We start from the raw sequence: 15,378 nt of genomic DNA, 5'->3' as shown, positions 1-15,378 counted from the left end.
CGCGACCCAAGCGCCCGGGTCGGGACCGGATCACCCGGTCGCGGCGGCCTCGTCGAGCTGTCTCGCGACGACCGCCCGGACGCGGTCGTGGAACCGATCCACGGCGAACCGATCCGGCGGGAGTCGCGGTCGGGCGTCGGTCTCTACCGCGGCGGCGAGCAGGTCGGCCGCCTCCTCGACGGTCCCGTACAGGCGGTCGTCTGCGCCCTCGACCACGTCGCGCTGGCCGCCGGAATCGTGGGCAAACGGGACCATACCGGCCGCGACGTACTCCGCCAGCGCCATCCCGAAGTGTTCGCCGCGTTTGGGGTTCACCCCGTAGCGGTGCCGGCCCAGCAGCGTCTCCAGGCGCTCCCGCGGAACGGCCACCTCCAGTGTGACGTAGGCCCGGCGGTCGACGGCGGCCTCGACGCGGTCGACGTAGGACCGGTAGGCGTCGGGGGCCGACCCGACCAGGTGGAGGTGGAGGTCGTGGCCCCGGTCACGGACTCGATCGACCAGTTCTATCGCGTCCAGCGTTCGGTTGTCCGGGGCGATCCGGCCGACCGTCACCACGCCCCGCTCGCGCTCGGCCCAGGGCTGGCCGGGGATCGGATCGACCGGCGGATGCAAGACCGTCGCCGCCCGGCCGTAGCGCGCGGCGAGGTGATCGGCGGTGTACGAGGAGTTCGCCAGCAGCGCCGCGTCGTCGGGGAGCTGTCGGTCGGCCAGCCCCGCCAGCCGCGTCCAGACTCTGTCGGCTACCCCGTCGTCGTGGACGCCGTCGGGGCCTGGAACGTGGCCGTTGAACTGCGGGAAGTGGACGTACTGCACCGACGGGAGTGGCAAGGCGAACTCGTTTGCCGTACTGACCGCCAGGTCGAACGCGTCGGCCTGCCGGCGGAACCACCGGTCCAGGACGACGCTCCGGAACGCCAACTGTGGCCCGCGCCAGTCGTCGATCCGTGAGAGGAGCCCCGCGAGCGGGCCGGTTCCGGGCAGCGTCTCGACGGTCACGTCCGCGCTGGTCCCGAACAGCCGGTTCAACGCCGCGAGCGGGGTCGTCGAGATCGTAAACAGCGTCACGTCGTGGACGGCCTGCAACGCTTCACAGACGTGGAGACAGACCGCGTCGGCGCCGCCGTTGAAATCTAGCGTGTTGTGCAGGACCGCCACCCGTGCCATACCACTGGGTCGGAGTGAGACTGACTAAAACGGTTGGGACTGGACTTTTTTCCGCGAGGTCCCTCTGAGGGGTATGGAGTGTCTCGTCGTCGGCGCGGGTTCGGTCGCCGGGCAGTACCTCCCGGAACTGGCCGACCGGGCCGGGCTCACCGTCGCTGCGGTCTGTGACCGCGACGAAGACCGTGCGCACAGCGGTGCGGCGACCGTCCAGGGCCGAGCCTACACCGACATCGAGACCGCCCTGTCGGCGGAGGCGGCACCGCTGGTGCTCAACCTCACCAGCCACGCTGCCCACGCCCCGGTGACACGCCGGGCGTTGCTGGCGGGTCGACACGTCTACACCGAAAAACCGCTGGCACTCGACGCGACGACGGCGAGGGAGTTGGTCCACCTCGCAGCCGACCGTGGCCTGGGGCTCGGCTGTGCGCCGACGAACCCATCGAATCCAGGACAGCGACGCGCCGCGCGGTTGCTCGCCGACGGCCGAACGGGACGTGTCCGGGTCGCTGACGCGACAGCCCACGTCGGACGGGTCACGGAGTGGCACGACCGCCCCGAGTCGTTCCTCTCGGTCGGGCCGCTGTACGACGGAGCCGTCTACCCGCTGACCCTGCTCGTCGCCTGGTTCGGCCCCTTCGAGAGGGTCGTCACCGCCGACACGTCCCGCCCCTGGCCCGACCGCGAGCGCCAGCGACCCGATGCCCCGACCCACGTCGAGGCCGTCCTCGAACACCGTGACGGGCCACGCGTCCAGTTGACTGCCAGTCTCTACGCGCCACACCGAGCCCGTGAGTTCTACGGGCTGGAACTGCACGGCGACGACGGCTCCCTCTACGTCGACGACATCGGCGCACAGACCGACAGCGACGACCGCGTCCAGTTCGGGCGAGTCGGGAGAGACTACACGCCGGTCCCGCCGACGAGACCGGAACGGCCCGGGACCTACGCCGACGGCCCGGCGGCCCTCGCCCGGTCGATCCGGCGGGGGGATCCGGCCCGGACCACTGCTCGACGTGGTGCCCACGTCGTCGCCGCCTGCCAGGCCATCGAACGCGTCGCGGAGCGCGACGATCCGGTCTCCCTGGACGGTGCGGGTGTCACGCCCGAACGCGCCCCGGCACCGACGTACCAGCTCCTCGATACGCCGCCCGCAGAGGCCAGTCTCCGGCTCCCTCCCGTCGGTGCGTTCGTCCGCGACGGGGCGGCCGAGAGTGTCGAGGATGTGCTCGACAGCGGCTCCCAGCTGCTCGCCGTCGAGCCGTCTGGAGCGCGAGTCGTCGGGGACGCCCTCGCCGGGCCGGGGACGGCCGACCGTGGGTCGCTGCACCTCGCCGGCGTCGTCCCCGATGGGACCGGGGTCGAACGCGGCCTCGATCGCATCGCCGGAACACTGGGCGATCCGGTCGACTCCCTGCTGCTCTCGAACCCGACGAGCGACCGGCTTGGGACGGCATCTGGACTCCGAGACGCCGGTCGGGTCCGGGCCGTCGGCCCCATCGGGACGCCCCCGGAGACCGCCACGGAGTGGCCCCTCGTCGGAGCGACCGCGCCACCGGACGGGCCGACGCTCTCGGCACACCACCGACGGGGGACCCGTGTCCTCGCGCTCCTCGACGACCCGACGGCCCTCGTCGGCGAGCGGGCGAGGGCAATCGCAGAGCAACAGGGTGTCTCACCCGTCCGTACGGCGGTCGCGCTCGCGGTCCGGCGCGGGCTAGTCCCGGTCGTCGGTGAGGACTTCGCGTCGGTGCTGGCCGGTGCGGGAACGGCGATCCCCACCGAGGGACACGGAATCGGGGTGGGCGACGGATGAGCCACGACGGGTTGCCCCCCCTCTCCGAGCGCCGGCGCGTGGTCGAGGGGGTGGCCTTCGTCGTGCTCGCGCTGGCCGCGGTCGGTTCGGGGTACCGCTGGCTCTTCGGGACGACGATGCCCGAGACAGCAGGGCTGTGGCTCGGCCCGACGACCGCCGTCGTCGGGTTCGTGGCCGTGTTCACCTGGCGGCACCGCGAGGCGATGCGGACCACGGACGGGGTGGCGATGGAGTCGCTCGGGGTCGCCAACGCGGTCACGCTCGGCCGGGGCGTCCTGATCGGCATCGTGGCCGGGTTCGTCCTTCTCGAACCGGAAGGGCGGTACCTCTGGGTCCCCGCCGTCGGCTACGGTGTCGCCGTCGTCCTCGACAGCATCGACGGGGCGCTCGCGCGCTCGCTGGGGACCGAATCCCGCCTCGGCACGCGACTGGACATGGCCGTCGATACCATCGGGTTTCTGGTGGCTCCGCTGGTCGCGGTCGCCTGGGGCTGGCTCCCGGTATGGTACCTCTCGCTGTCGGCCGCTCGCTACTGCTACCGGGCGGGGTGTTGGCTCTACCGGGTCCGCGGCGGGACGGTCGGGCCACTCCCGAAGAGTCTGTTGCGTCGCCCGCTCTCGGGCCTCCAGATGGTGTTTCTCTGGGTCGCACTCGTCCCGATAGTTCCGACCGATCCGGTGGCGCTGGCCGCTCCGTTCGTCCTACTTCCGTCACTCGCGGTGTTCGTCCGGGACTTCCTCGCGGTCACCGTTCTGGCAACCGAAGAGTGAAACCGCTGGGAGCCAACAGTACCTTGTGCCAGAGAGCCCAGACGCGGTCGTACAGTTCTCGCTCGTGCAGTTGGACGACTACGGTCCGTGGACTGTGACACCCGATCCACGACCGGAACCCGCGCTCCAGGCGCTCCAATCCCGCCTCTACGCGGATCTCGCGGATTTCGTCGGGACCCGCGACGGCTACGTCTTCCCGGGACGGTACGACAACCTGCTCGCGGTGACGAACCAGGTCACACCCGAGCAACACCGCCGGTTCCAGTCGCTCGTCCGCAACCGGTATCCCGTGACGGCGAGCGTCGGCGTCGGGACAGGGGGGACACCGCGTGCTGCGCTCGGTGCCGCCAGCGAAGCGTTGCAAAACACCGGGAGCGCACAGGACGCCGACCGGACCGAGCAACTGGCCGTCTCGCGGACCGCCTATCCGACCGGGCCGATCACCGTCGCACACTTCGACGTCGTCGACGCGACCGGCCGGTACACCGACCGGGAACACGCCTTCGACGCCCACCAGCGCATCCGGCGAGCGGTGCTGGAACTGGGCGACGAACTCGGTCCCCACGGCGCGGTGACGTCGTTCGTCGGCGGCGACAACGCGATCTCCGTCTGTCCGAACCTCCCGACAGGTGTCTACGACGAGGTCCTGGCCGCCGTCCGGGACACGACCGGCGTCGAGATGCGCGTCGGCGTCGGGACCGGTGAGACCGCACAGGCGGCCGGACAGGGCGCAAAGGAGGCACTGGAGAGCGGCCGGGCGACTGGCGAATGGGTGACGACAGCGACCGACGCCGAGGCCGATGACTGACACCGCTCGCACCCTCTACTTCGACCGCCCGGGTTCGGTCAGCGTCCGCGAGCACCGCCGGCCCGAGCCCGACGCCGACGAGGCCCTCGTCGAGACACTCGTCTCCGGGGTCAGCCCCGGGACGGAACTCCTCGTGTACAACGGCGAGGTGCCCGAGGAACTGCCGGTCGACGAGACGATCGATACCCTCGACGGCACCTTCGAGTATCCGATCACCTACGGCTACGCAGCGGTCGGGCGCGTCACGGAGACGGGAGCCGATATCTCCCCGGAGTGGGAGGGCCGAACCGTCTTCGCGTTCAACCCCCACGAGAGCCACTTCTGTGCTACCCCGGAGGCGCTTCGCCCGGTCCCCGACGGACTGGACCCCGCGACCGCGACGCTGTTCCCGACCGCCGAGACGGCGGTGAACTTCGTCCTCGACGCCGCTCCCCGATTCGGCGAGCGCGCCGTCGTCTTCGGCGCCGGCCCGATCGGACTGGCGACCACGGCGGTCCTGTCGTCGTTCCCGCTGGCCGCGCTCGTCGTCGTCGACCCGGTGGTGTCACGGCGGGAACTGGCGGCGGCGTTCGGCGCGACCGAGACTGCGACGCCCGAAGAACTCGACGGCGTGACCGATGTTGTCGGGCCGGACGGGTTCGACCTCGCGGTCGAAGCGTCGGGCAACCCCGCAGCGCTCGACACAGCGATCGAGCAGGTCGGCTACGACGGGCGTGTGGTAGTCGGCTCCTGGTACGGAACGAAACCGGCGGAACTGGACCTCGGTAGACAGTTCCACCGCGGCCGTGTCGACCTGCTATCGAGCCAGGTGAGCACGCTCTCGCCTGAACTGCGGGGTCGGTGGACGAAAGCCCGCCGGATGGATCGGGCCATCGAAGTCGTAGAGCGACACGACCTCGACCGACTGATCACGCACCGAATTCCGTTCGCCGACGCGCCGATCGCCTACGAGATGCTGACCGCGGAGCGGGACGTGTTGAGTACGGTCTTCACGTACGACGAACAGGGGAATTAAGCCGCTCCCAGCCCACCGAACGGCCATGTACGAACTGTCCGTCTCCCGTGATTTCGTGGCACAACACTACCTGACGGTCCCGAACCCTGGACCGGAGGGTGAGATCCACAGTCATCACTACGAGGCGGACGTCCGGTTCGCCGGGCCGGAACTGGGCGACTACGGCTACCTCGTCGACATCGACGACGTCGAAGCGGTCCTGGACGCACTCGCCGACCGGTATCGGGACGAACTGCTGAACGACCTCCCTGCCTTCGAAGGAAACCCGAGCGTCGAGCGGTTCGCACGGATATTCGCCGACGAGATCGCCCGGCGACTCGACACGACGGTACCCGAGCGGCTCACGGTCCGGCTGTGGGAAGACGACGTTGCGTGGGCGAGTTACGAGCGGACGCTGTGACCATGGATCACGCACAGGTCCGGTATCTGGAAGCGAAACGCACCGTCGACGAGCGCGCGCTGAACCGCCGGGTCCGGGACGCGCTGGTGGCCCGACTCCCGGACGCGCCTTCCGTCGTCGAGTTCGCTCCAGGGACGGGCGTGACGGTCCCTCGCCTCCTCGACTGGGGACTCGAACCGTCCCACTACGTCGGGATCGAACAGGACCGGGAGCTCGTCGAGTCCGCCCGCGAGACCCACAGAACGGACCTCGAAGAGCGTGGCTACACGGTCACACGAACCGACGACGGGTTCGCCGTGGGACCGGACGGCTCCGTCGAGGTCGAGTTCGTCGTCGGCGACGCGACGGCGGTCGAGGACCGGGACGCCGACCTCGTGATCGCACAGGCCTTCGCCGACCTAGTGGCCCACGACGTCCTGCTCGACGCCATCGACCGTGCCCTCGGGCCTGAGGGGCTCGCGTACCTCCCGATTACCTTCGACGGCACGACGCTGTTCCAGCCCGATCATCCAGCCGACGACCGGATCGAACGGGCCTACCACGACAGTATCGCGGGACAGCCGGGACGGGACCCCCGGACCGGACGACACCTCATGGAGCGGTTCCGGGCCGCCGACGGGGAGTTACTGGCGGCCGGAAGCTCGGACTGGATAGTCCGCCCGCGCGCGTACGGCTACCCGGCCGACGAGCGGTACTTCCTGGAGTGTATCCTGGGGTTCGTCGCCGATGCAGTCGCCGACGGTCCAGTCGACGGTGCCCAAGACTGGCTCGCGACGCGACGCCGACAACTCGCAGACGAGGCGTTGACCTACGTCGCCCACCAGTACGACCTGCTGTACGCGCCGTGACTCACTCCCGACGGAGCAGCACCACCAACACGCCGACCAGGACGAGCTGTGCGATCTTGTCGATCGCTCCCAGCGTCCCCACGTCGGCGGGGAACGCCTTCGGACCCCCGGCGAAGTTCACGACGTACCAGAGGACGATCTGACCGGCGGTAAACGGGACCCCCAACCCGTAGACGAGTCGTCGTCGGTAGTCCATGGCGACTGCCACGCACGCGAGAACGAACACGACGCCAGCGAAGAGAAAGGAGAGCCCGAGCGGGCTCGGCGCGAACGAGAGCCCGAGACGGACGTGAATGAGTCCGCTGACGAGTGCGAGGACGATTCCCAGGTAGTGGAGCGGACCCAAGCTATCGAGATCGATCGGGCCGGACTGTGTCGCCGTGCTCATGCTGTACGGTTAGCCTACGGAAGAATAAATCATCGGCCGGGAAGCCGACGCCGACCATTGCGGGTAGTCCAACGGCGGGCACCGCTACGGCCCGGTGTCACTTCGCGAAGTAGCTCGTGAAGAACCCCGAGAGAAAGCCCGTGATAGCGACGGCGAGGGCCATCTCGCCGAGGCTGTACGGGCCGTCGTCCTCGTCGGCTAGCTTGACGGTGACCGCGACGCTGATCAGTAGTGAGATCGTCCCGTTGACGAAGTCGGTTGCCAGTCCCATACCGACAGTTGGCGCTCGACTGACAAATACCGTCGGGTCGGCGCGCCCCTCGGGACGCCAAACGGGTTTCCGACGGCGGTCCCTATGCCGGCGCAGATGATCCGACCGTTCGCTACGACCGTCCGCGTATCACGATTCCAGCGAAACACTTCTCAGCCCGGACAGCAGGACGGATGAGGGAGTTGCTCTCCGAACTGCTCGCGTGGGTCCTCGAACTCGATGCGGCGACGGTCGACGTTATCCTCGCGGTTCGCCACCCCGTGCTGACGAAGCTCATGACCTCGGTGACGGGACTGGGCTCGGCGTCTGCGGCCGCCGTGTTCCTCGGGCTCTGTTACGTGGCAGGCTGGCAGCGGGAACGGCGAGTGGGGACGATCGCGCTGCTCCTCTCGGGGATCGTCGTCGTCTCGTTGATGGCACTCGTCCAGCGGCCGTTTCCGCCCCAGCCCGTCTGTCTCACGGACGGAGCGAGCGTGGCTCCCCACTCGTTCCCGTCGGACCACGCCGCGGCGGTGACGGTGTTCGCACTCGTCGCCGGCGACTCCCAGCGGCTTCCGACCGGTGTCGTCGCGGGGATCGCCACCCTCGTGGCGGTCTCGCGGATCTACCTCGGGACTCACTTCCTGAGCGACACCGTCGTCGGCGTCCTGATCGGTGTCGGCGCTGTCGTGGTCGCGACGTGGTCCCTCGACCGGTACGGGTGGCCGTCGATCGACCGCGGTCGCTGAGCGGGGGACCACGCAGAGTCAAGTGCGCGTAGACCCTCGTATCGACCGTGTGCTGTTCCTGACTCATCTCCTCGCGGCCGCGTCAGTGGGTCGCTGGTCGCGCTTGGCACCGCTGTGGCTGATCGTCGGCGCAGCGTTGCCCGACCTCGTCGATAAACCACTCGCGATGGCCGGCGTCGTCGACCTCTATCACACGGTCGGTCACTCCGCGCTGGTGGTTCCCCTGGCAGTCGCGGCCGCGTACACCGGACGGACCGGGATCGCTCTCGCGGTCGGCTGGGGTTCCCACCTGTTTCTCGACGCTCTCCACATCGTCGTCAACGGTCGTCCCGGGGACGCGCTGTTTCTCGGCTGGCCGCTCGTGACCCCGCCGACGCCGCTGGCGATCCCTCCCGGCGAGTTCTTCGTCTATTACCTCTGGTCGCCGTCGTTTTTCCTCGAACTCCTGATCTGGACGGTCGCCGTCGGGATCGCCGTCTCCGACCTACGAAGACGGTCCGCTGCCCGTCGACCCGACAGCGACGAGCAGTGACTCCCTGACCGTCCGACTGTCTATTCGGCCGCCGACGGCTCAGGGGTCGTCGGTGCCCTCGAACACGTCCGCGAACAGCCTCGCCTGCGCCTTCCGAAGGTGGCTATGGAGCGTCGGCGAACTGATCCCCATCGACTCGGCCACTTCCTCTGCGTTGGCCTCCCGAGGCCACTCGAAATATCCGGCACGGTAGGCCACGCCCAGCGCTTCCCGCTGTCTTGCGGTCAGTTCGTCGAGCCCGTCCGACGGGAGCCCGTCGGCAGCGCGAAACGGGTTTTCACGCTTGCGTTTCGTCCGAAGGGTCGTCGCCGGGAACGCGGACGAGAGTCGGTCCAGCAACGCCTGTGCCTCTGCCGCCGACGGGACGAACACCTCGTAGGTCGCTGTTCCGTCGGCGACAGTCCCCTTGAGTAGCGTCGCGTTCCGTTCACAGATCGGTGCTAGCGACGTTGCCTGGCCGATCGCGATATCCAGGAGCCCGTCCCCGCTATCGCCGTGGACCGTATCGACTTCGACACCCGCAGCGGCCAGCCGCGATCTGGCCTGTTCGGCGCCGCCCGCCGTCACGTCCAGCAGCAGGTGGTGTCCGTCGTTGCTTCCGGCCGAGACGATCCCGAGGGTCTCCAGACGGACCTCCCCGTCCGCTGTCACGGCGGCGATCGGATCGCTCTCGTCGGCGACGGCGACGGTGAGCTGTACCCCGCCGTCGGCCGCTGTGAGCGCCTCGACCTCCGACGCGTCGATCGCGTGACCGACGAGTTCGCCCAGTTCCCGGAGCACGCTCCGCTCGCGGTCACTGACGTCGCGTTCGTGAACCAACAGTCCCATCGCACCGTACACCGTCTGGCCGTAGACCACCGGGACGACGACCCACGTGTTCGATGCCCCGTCGGGTTCCACCGGGAGTGTCAGCTCCGTCCCATCGCTGTCTCCGATCGCCCTGAGCTGTCCGTTGTCGAGTCGCGGCGGTGCCCTCGACATGGCGCTCGGGTGGCCGGACGAATCCGTTCGCACGTCGCCGGTGGTTCGCCAGCGATCCGCGTCGCCGGCCCAGGTCTGGACGTCCCCGATACAGACGCCAGCGTAGAGGTCGGATTCCGCGAGCCGGTCACAGACCGCTCTTTCGATCGATTCACGGCCGGTCACGGACGGCAGTGTCTGGTTGACGCCTCTGATCACGGCGTTGAGTTCGTTTACCGTGACCAACTCCTGTTCGCGTCGCGTCCTGGCGGTCACGTCGTAGAAGACGAGCGTCGTCCCCAACTCACGGCCGCTCCGATCCGTGATCGACGACGTTCGGATCTCGTAGGTCCGCGTACCACGCTGGACCTCGCCGAGCGCGTCCTCCGTATCGAAAGAGAGCCACTGCTCGTCGACGACCGACTTGGCCGGCTGGCCCACCATCGCACTCGGATCGCGGTCGAAGATCGTGCCCGCTTCCGGGTTCGCGTAGACGATCCGGTCCTCGGTGTCGACGATCAGGACGCCCGTATCGAGCTGTGTGATCGCGTCGCTCCGCCCGAGCTTCCGTGTCGCGGGGATCAGATCGAACAGCTGTCGCCGGAACACCGCGTACCCGAAGGCGAGCCCGCTGACCGCGAACGAGATCGCCGTGTAGTCGACGGCCGGGGTCGATCCCACGATGAATATCTCGTGGACGTTGGCGAGAAACGGGACCATGATCCCGACCAGCAGTAGTGCCGACTGATCCGCATAGAGGTGATCCGACTGATAGACCAACCGGAGGAGGACCGCGATGGCGACCACCTCGATCCCGTAGCCGTAGACGATGTTGATCCAGAACAACGGCCCGTACGTCGGGACCAGCACCGCCATCCCCTCGACGATGTGGACCGACTGCGCCGTCCAGAGGAGTTCGTGCCACGGGTTCGTCAGCGCGGCGACGACGACGAGTACCGGAATCGCCGAGACGATCGCGACGGTCTTCCGTGTCACCCACTCGTCGTGGCCGGTGTAGCTGAGCCCGAACAGAAGCAGGAACAGCGGGATCGTCGGGTGGGCGATCCACTGGATCTGTAGGATCATGACCCTGAGCGTCGGCGTCTGTATCTGGAGCCCGATCGCGTAGACGAACGCCCAGTGGGCGAGCGCGGCCGACAGCCCCGCGAACGGAACCGCACCGGGGGTCTCCCGGTGCCGATAGGCGAAGACGGCCAGCGCCAGCGTCGAGACGCCCGAGAGCAACAGGACGCCGGTAAAGAGGAGTCGGAAGATCATCGTGGTATCCGTGACAACTGTTGTGGTAGACGTGCTACCGTGGGTCGGGGTACACTAGCGAGAATGAATAGTCTTCCTATCATTCGGGATATCTGTTCCTGGATCGGTGACGTGCCGATCGATAGCTGTCTCCCCCTACCTACATCTCGAGGGACCGCCGCGAGAACCCTCCTACGCGTCTTCGCGGGGCCGTAGTTTCAGGGGTACCGTCCCACTGGGCTGTGAAGTCATCTGTGGCGTGACCGAGACTGATTCGGGTGCCTCGATCCGGTAGCGGCGCAGGACCGTCACCAGTGCGAGTTTCATCTCCAGTCGGGCGAAGTGACGGCCGATACAGATCCGCGGTCCGGCACCGAACGGGACGTACTCGTAGCCCCTCTCCCTGGGTGTAGTATCGACCCAGCGTTCGGGCCGGAACGTCTCCGGGTCGTCGTAGAACCGGCCGTCCCGATGAAGGTTCCAGACCGCCAGCAGGACCTCCGTGTCCCGTGGAATCGTGTGTTCGCCCAGGGACACTTCGGTGGTCGTCACCCGAGGGATTGCATGCACCGGCGGGAACAGCCGGAGTGTCTCGTCGATCACGTCGTCGAGAACGGACAGGTCCCGGACTGTCGAGAGCGCGGGAGTCCCCTCGACCGCGTCGTCGATCTCCCGGGCCACCCGTTCGGCAACGTCACCGTTCCGTCCGAGTTGGTGGAGCGCGTAGGTCATCGCCAGGGCGGTCGTCTCGTGGCCGGCAAACAGCATCCCGACGACCTGATCGAGTATCTCTTCCTGGTCGAACGCCGTCGACGGATCGTCGCGAAGGGCCACCAGCGCCGACAGCAGACTCTCGTCGGCCGGTCCCGGGCCAGTCCGGGAGAGCAGCGACTCCGCCCACGACCGTAGCTCGGCGGCTCCCTGCCGGAACCGGTAGCGGGCGGGCGTCGGGACCCAGTGTGGGAGCACCCACGACCTCGGTTTGAACCACAGGTTGAGTGCGTGTGCGGCCGTCGCCAGTTCGTCGAACTCCTCGTCGGACAGCGAGTGGCCCAGGACTACCTCGAAAAGGTTCTCCAGGGCGAGCTGGCGCATCTCGCTGTCGAGTTCGATCCGCTGGCCGGGCTCCCAGGCGTCGGTGTGGCGTTCGGTCACCTCCCGGATGGTGTCGGCGTGGTCGCGGATCCGCTGTGGGCTGAAAAACCCCTCCATCGCGTGGCGCTGGCGTCGCCACTGCTCACCCTCGACGGAGAGCAACGCGTCGCCGAACGCGATCCGGAAGTCCTCCAGTTTCGCGAACGACTCCCGGTCCAGTAACGCGGTCTCGATGTCCGTGGGGTCGGCGAGGACGTAGATCTCGCGACCGAGGAGGTTCATGACGAACCGCCCGCCGACCGACTCGACCGCGTCGCTGACGAAGCCGAACGGATCCCTCGCGAACGCCGGCGCGTGGCCGACGACTGGGTGCCCCGCCGGTGACGGCGGCGGTGCAGTCTCTCGGGGCATCTACGTGTCCACACCGCCGCGGGGCTTATCAGCGTGCTGTTGGAGCCCCACAGATGCAGCTCGGGGGGTCGAAACAGATCGCTCTACCCTCGTTCGATCGGTGCGATGGATCAAACGGTCCGAAAGACTCGTATCGTGTCTCTCTTCGTCGGCTCCCGGATCAACTGTGCGAACCTGAGCTCCGTGAAGATCGTCTTCCAGTTGCGGTGATAGAGCGGGAACTCGTCGTCGACCTGACTCACGGCCGTCTCTCCGCGGCCCCGCTGTGGGCTGTTGCCCTCGTTTTCAGCGGTGATGAGGATGTCACCCGCGATCCTGGCGATCTCCTCGAACACCCACTCGTCGTCCGGATGGATGTGCTGGAGGGTCTCGACGGTGTAGACGACGTCGAACGCGTCGGTGTCGAACTCCGAAACAAGCCCTTCGATGGCTCCGACGTGGAAGGTGCCCCGGTCGTGGAGTGTCGGATACTGGTCCGCCATCACTTCGAAGGCCTCGTCGTTGATGTCGATCCCGGAGAGGTTCTCGTAACCCCGCTCCAACAGGGCAGCGAGGTGGCGGCCGGAGCCACACCCGATCTCTAAGATCGTCGCCTCCGTCCCGACGTAGTGGTCGAGCACGTCTGTGAGCGTCTCGCTCACCTCGTTGGGACCGATGTCGGCGTAGTACTCCGGCGAGTACTTTCCCGACCGATCGGCCCAATCCGCTCGGACATCGTCCGGGTCCATACCGGCTCGAAGGGGGACACTCGTTTATGCCTCACGGGATCGTCCGGACACGGTTGGCACGGCCCTCGTCACGATATCGGGGAGAGTCACGCCACGCTCGAACTGCTCGTACGCGCCGGTTCCGTCACTGTGACGGCGCTAAACACTAGGTTCAGACAGTTATCCCGTGGTACACATCGGGACCCAGCGGCTGGCGTGTCTCTACTCCGTCGGTCCGGAAAGCGAGAAGCCGACGCCGTCGACGAGATGGGCCACGTATAGCTGCATCCCGAGAAAGAGACAGAACGCGGTGAACAGTCGCATCTCGCTCGTCGTAAAGAGGCCGTACAGTGGGTTTCCACCGGCCGGCAGGAACGGCTCCATCAGCGGATGATGGAAGGCATCGATCGTCACGTGTACGGTGACGGCCGAAACCGCCCCGAGGACGACAGTCCGTTTCGAGACCCGCTGGCGGAGTTTCGCCCGTCGCATGTACTCGGCTATCGAGGGACGCACGAGGAGAATCACACCGGCGAGGACGACGGCGAAGGCCAGACTGCCCAGGTAGCTATGCATCCAGTCGTGGCGCGGGCCGGGCCACACCCCACCGAAGACCAATGCTGCACGCCAGTCGACGAGGACGCTCCCGAGAACGACGGTCGGCATATCGACGTACCGGAACAGGAGCAGCCCGAGTAACAGTCCCGGACCCAGATGAAAGGGAGTCAAGGGCATAGATAGCCTGGAGTGGGCGCGGTGAAAAAAGAAGTGTCGGTCCGACGTGGGTCGTGACACAAAGCCGCGAGAGAGCCCGAGGTGAAAAGCATCCTCCGGCTCTCGTATCGCGTTCTGTTGCCTATCTAGACGGGACTCACCGTCAGAAGTTTCCGGTGACGATGTCTGCGAGCCGCTTCCGATCGAACAACTGCTCACTCCCCGAGAGTTCGCCGTAGCCGGGATACGCCCCAAATTCGTCGGGGTAGAGCTGCTTTGCGGCCATCTCCGTCTGGAACATGTTGATAATCGGACCCTGATACGGGGTGCCACCGACGTAGAGGTCGTCGTTTTCGACTGCAGTCACCTCGCTGCCGACTGGATGGTCCTGGAGGAGCGCTCGCTGTTTCCGGATCAGGTTTTCGCCTTGGAAGTCCCGATACGTGATTCCGAAATTGAAGATGATGACGTCCGGATCGTACTCCAACAGTCCCTCAAAGTCAACCGTGATAGAGGATTGGCCGTCGTACGCGCCCGCGAACGCGTCGACGACGTTCAGATCACGGTATTGTTTCTTCCCCCACGTCCGTTCGATCTCCGATTTCGGGTTATAGACGACCCAACCATCGCGGTTCTCGGGGTTGTATCGTCCGTTCACCAGCGCCAGGGATCGACGCTCCTCTTCCGGCGGAACGCGCGAGCGAACGTCCTCGATGAACGGTTCGTAGAGTGAGAGCAGTGCTTCGCCGCGTCGCGGTTCACCGAACAACTCGGCGTACTTCGGAATGTATTCGGGAAGGGAGAGATAGGGATACGGCTCACCGACCGGCCAGTAGGTCCACCCGTCGAAGCGCTTTCGTCGACTCTCGTTCCCGAACCAGGGTGCGACGTTCTCTCGAATCTCCTCGGCTTCCCCCTTTTCGAGCCCGTAGATCGAGATGAGGGGGTTCGGGTCGACAGCCAGCAGATCCGGGTCTAATTCGTACAGTACCTCGAGATCGGTATCACGTTCCGGCGTCGTAAATTGGGTGAGGTCCGCTTTCTCGGGTGCCGTCACGCCGTCGAGGAAGTCGTAGAACCCTTGATACCAGAACCGAGGGTCGGCCATACCGACAGCACCGTCGGCCTGGCCGAGTGCGGTCAACACGTCCGCAGTGAACCCGAGACCGCCGACCCACGAGGAGGGAGGGGTATCGAGCGTGAGTTCACCAACCGGCGGCATCGTAGCTGTGTAAGACCGCTCCTCCGTGGACGTGCTCGTAGACTCCGTTGTCGATCCGGACTCGGATTGGTCCGTACATCCTGCGAGCAATCCTCCTCCGACGATTGCCCCGCTGTACTTCACGTACTCCCTGCGCGTCGGCGCACCTCGTTCCGTCTCGTCTCTCGGCATGAGTTTAAGGCCAACCTAAAACAATATAACCCTGCCGATTTCTAGGCTGGCAGAGAGACAGTAATCGGCGATCGAATCCGGACAGTCACGTTCCCGTCGGGCGT

16 protein-coding genes are annotated in these 15,378 nt (G+C 66.9%); 8 read left to right on the top strand and 8 right to left on the bottom strand.

Annotated features, from left to right (window positions below):
* Window positions 1–30: 30 nt before the first annotated feature.
* Window positions 31–1,164 (bottom strand): glycosyltransferase family 4 protein, encoded by a 1,134-nt coding sequence (locus tag P0204_RS17610; protein WP_276223451.1) that lies wholly within the window; start codon window positions 1,162–1,164, stop codon window positions 31–33.
* Window positions 1,165–1,237: 73 nt separating this feature from the next.
* Between P0204_RS17610 and P0204_RS17605 the strand changes: the two genes are divergently transcribed.
* From P0204_RS17605 to P0204_RS17580, 6 genes are read left to right on the top strand one after another with little or no spacing between them, the layout of a single operon-like run.
* Window positions 1,238–2,977, top strand: a complete 1,740-nt coding sequence (locus P0204_RS17605) for a Gfo/Idh/MocA family protein (protein ID WP_276223450.1) — start codon at window positions 1,238–1,240, stop codon at window positions 2,975–2,977.
* Window positions 2,974–3,747, top strand: coding sequence for a CDP-alcohol phosphatidyltransferase family protein (locus P0204_RS17600; protein ID WP_276223448.1), 774 nt, complete (start codon window positions 2,974–2,976; stop codon window positions 3,745–3,747). Before P0204_RS17605 ends, P0204_RS17600 begins: the two co-directional genes overlap by 4 nt.
* A gap of 25 nt (window positions 3,748–3,772) precedes the next feature.
* Entirely contained in the window at window positions 3,773–4,555 is a 783-nt protein-coding gene (locus tag P0204_RS17595; protein WP_276223446.1) for a GTP cyclohydrolase IIa, read from the top strand.
* Window positions 4,548–5,570: a zinc-dependent alcohol dehydrogenase gene (locus P0204_RS17590; protein WP_276223444.1), complete on the top strand. Its 1,023-nt coding sequence runs from the start codon at window positions 4,548–4,550 to the stop codon at window positions 5,568–5,570. Before P0204_RS17595 ends, P0204_RS17590 begins: the two co-directional genes overlap by 8 nt.
* Before the next feature lie 25 nt (window positions 5,571–5,595).
* Entirely contained in the window at window positions 5,596–5,970 is a 375-nt protein-coding gene (locus P0204_RS17585; RefSeq protein WP_276223442.1) for a 6-pyruvoyl trahydropterin synthase family protein, read from the top strand.
* A gap of 2 nt (window positions 5,971–5,972) precedes the next feature.
* On the top strand, window positions 5,973–6,818 hold the full coding sequence (locus tag P0204_RS17580; protein ID WP_276223440.1) for a class I SAM-dependent methyltransferase: 846 nt from the start codon (window positions 5,973–5,975) through the stop codon (window positions 6,816–6,818).
* Between the two features lies 1 nt (window position 6,819).
* Here P0204_RS17580 and P0204_RS17575 read toward each other — a convergent pair whose 3' ends face one another.
* Together P0204_RS17575 and P0204_RS17570 are read right to left on the bottom strand one after the other, a co-directional pair.
* Window positions 6,820–7,206 carry a hypothetical protein gene (locus tag P0204_RS17575; protein WP_276223437.1) on the bottom strand — a complete coding sequence of 129 codons (387 nt, stop codon included), beginning with the start codon at window positions 7,204–7,206 and terminating at the stop codon, window positions 6,820–6,822.
* 97 nt (window positions 7,207–7,303) lie between these two features.
* Window positions 7,304–7,477 (bottom strand): hypothetical protein, encoded by a 174-nt coding sequence (locus P0204_RS17570; RefSeq protein WP_276223436.1) that lies wholly within the window; start codon window positions 7,475–7,477, stop codon window positions 7,304–7,306.
* A gap of 173 nt (window positions 7,478–7,650) precedes the next feature.
* On the opposite strand from P0204_RS17570, the gene P0204_RS17565 reads away from it, so the two are divergent.
* A complete protein-coding gene (locus tag P0204_RS17565) occupies window positions 7,651–8,205 on the top strand; it encodes a phosphatase PAP2 family protein (protein ID WP_276223434.1) in 555 nt (184 codons plus the stop codon).
* Between the two features lie 49 nt (window positions 8,206–8,254).
* The gene (locus P0204_RS17560; RefSeq protein WP_276223432.1) at window positions 8,255–8,737 is read left to right on the top strand and encodes a metal-dependent hydrolase; all 483 of its coding nucleotides are present in this window, start codon (window positions 8,255–8,257) and stop codon (window positions 8,735–8,737) included.
* Between the two features lie 39 nt (window positions 8,738–8,776).
* Here the strand turns inward: P0204_RS17560 and P0204_RS17555 are convergent, their stop codons facing one another.
* The 5 genes from P0204_RS17555 to P0204_RS17535 form a co-directional block, all read right to left on the bottom strand.
* Window positions 8,777–10,975, bottom strand: coding sequence for a histidine kinase N-terminal 7TM domain-containing protein (locus tag P0204_RS17555; RefSeq protein ID WP_276223431.1), 2,199 nt, complete (start codon window positions 10,973–10,975; stop codon window positions 8,777–8,779).
* A 171-nt stretch (window positions 10,976–11,146) separates the two neighbouring features.
* The gene (locus tag P0204_RS17550) at window positions 11,147–12,460 is read right to left on the bottom strand and encodes a cytochrome P450 (RefSeq protein ID WP_276223429.1); all 1,314 of its coding nucleotides are present in this window, start codon (window positions 12,458–12,460) and stop codon (window positions 11,147–11,149) included.
* 110 nt (window positions 12,461–12,570) lie between these two features.
* On the bottom strand, window positions 12,571–13,188 hold the full coding sequence (locus tag P0204_RS17545; protein ID WP_276223427.1) for a class I SAM-dependent methyltransferase: 618 nt from the start codon (window positions 13,186–13,188) through the stop codon (window positions 12,571–12,573).
* Between the two features lie 201 nt (window positions 13,189–13,389).
* A complete protein-coding gene (locus P0204_RS17540) occupies window positions 13,390–13,902 on the bottom strand; it encodes a hypothetical protein (RefSeq protein WP_276223425.1) in 513 nt (170 codons plus the stop codon).
* Window positions 13,903–14,044: 142 nt separating this feature from the next.
* Window positions 14,045–15,103, bottom strand: a complete 1,059-nt coding sequence (locus P0204_RS17535) for an ABC transporter substrate-binding protein (RefSeq protein WP_336406470.1) — start codon at window positions 15,101–15,103, stop codon at window positions 14,045–14,047.
* Between the last annotated feature and the right edge of the window lie 275 nt (window positions 15,104–15,378).

Origin of the sequence: Haloarcula halophila, assembly GCF_029278565.1 — an archaeon.
GTDB classification, from domain to species: Archaea; Halobacteriota; Halobacteria; order Halobacteriales; family Haloarculaceae; genus Haloarcula; species Haloarcula halophila.
Note: the sequence above shows the minus strand (reverse complement) of the source record. Positions and strands in the feature narration are given on the sequence as shown.

Excerpts from the sequence above, each read along its gene's own strand:
- P0204_RS17610 (WP_276223451.1), bottom strand. The coding sequence starts at position 1,164 with ATGGCACGGGTGGCGGTCCTGCACAACACGCTAGATTTCAACGGCGGC.
- P0204_RS17605 (WP_276223450.1), top strand. The coding sequence starts at position 1,238 with ATGGAGTGTCTCGTCGTCGGCGCGGGTTCGGTCGCCGGGCAGTACCTC.
- P0204_RS17600 (WP_276223448.1), top strand. The coding sequence starts at position 2,974 with ATGAGCCACGACGGGTTGCCCCCCCTCTCCGAGCGCCGGCGCGTGGTC.
- P0204_RS17590 (WP_276223444.1), top strand. The coding sequence starts at position 4,548 with ATGACTGACACCGCTCGCACCCTCTACTTCGACCGCCCGGGTTCGGTC.
- P0204_RS17585 (WP_276223442.1), top strand. The coding sequence starts at position 5,596 with ATGTACGAACTGTCCGTCTCCCGTGATTTCGTGGCACAACACTACCTG.
- P0204_RS17580 (WP_276223440.1), top strand. The coding sequence starts at position 5,973 with ATGGATCACGCACAGGTCCGGTATCTGGAAGCGAAACGCACCGTCGAC.
- P0204_RS17575 (WP_276223437.1), bottom strand. The coding sequence starts at position 7,206 with ATGAGCACGGCGACACAGTCCGGCCCGATCGATCTCGATAGCTTGGGT.
- P0204_RS17570 (WP_276223436.1), bottom strand. The coding sequence starts at position 7,477 with ATGGGACTGGCAACCGACTTCGTCAACGGGACGATCTCACTACTGATC.
- P0204_RS17565 (WP_276223434.1), top strand. The coding sequence starts at position 7,651 with ATGAGGGAGTTGCTCTCCGAACTGCTCGCGTGGGTCCTCGAACTCGAT.
- P0204_RS17555 (WP_276223431.1), bottom strand. The coding sequence starts at position 10,975 with ATGATCTTCCGACTCCTCTTTACCGGCGTCCTGTTGCTCTCGGGCGTC.
- P0204_RS17550 (WP_276223429.1), bottom strand. The coding sequence starts at position 12,460 with ATGCCCCGAGAGACTGCACCGCCGCCGTCACCGGCGGGGCACCCAGTC.
- P0204_RS17545 (WP_276223427.1), bottom strand. The coding sequence starts at position 13,188 with ATGGACCCGGACGATGTCCGAGCGGATTGGGCCGATCGGTCGGGAAAG.
- P0204_RS17540 (WP_276223425.1), bottom strand. The coding sequence starts at position 13,902 with ATGCCCTTGACTCCCTTTCATCTGGGTCCGGGACTGTTACTCGGGCTG.
- P0204_RS17535 (WP_336406470.1), bottom strand. The coding sequence starts at position 15,103 with ATGCCGCCGGTTGGTGAACTCACGCTCGATACCCCTCCCTCCTCGTGG.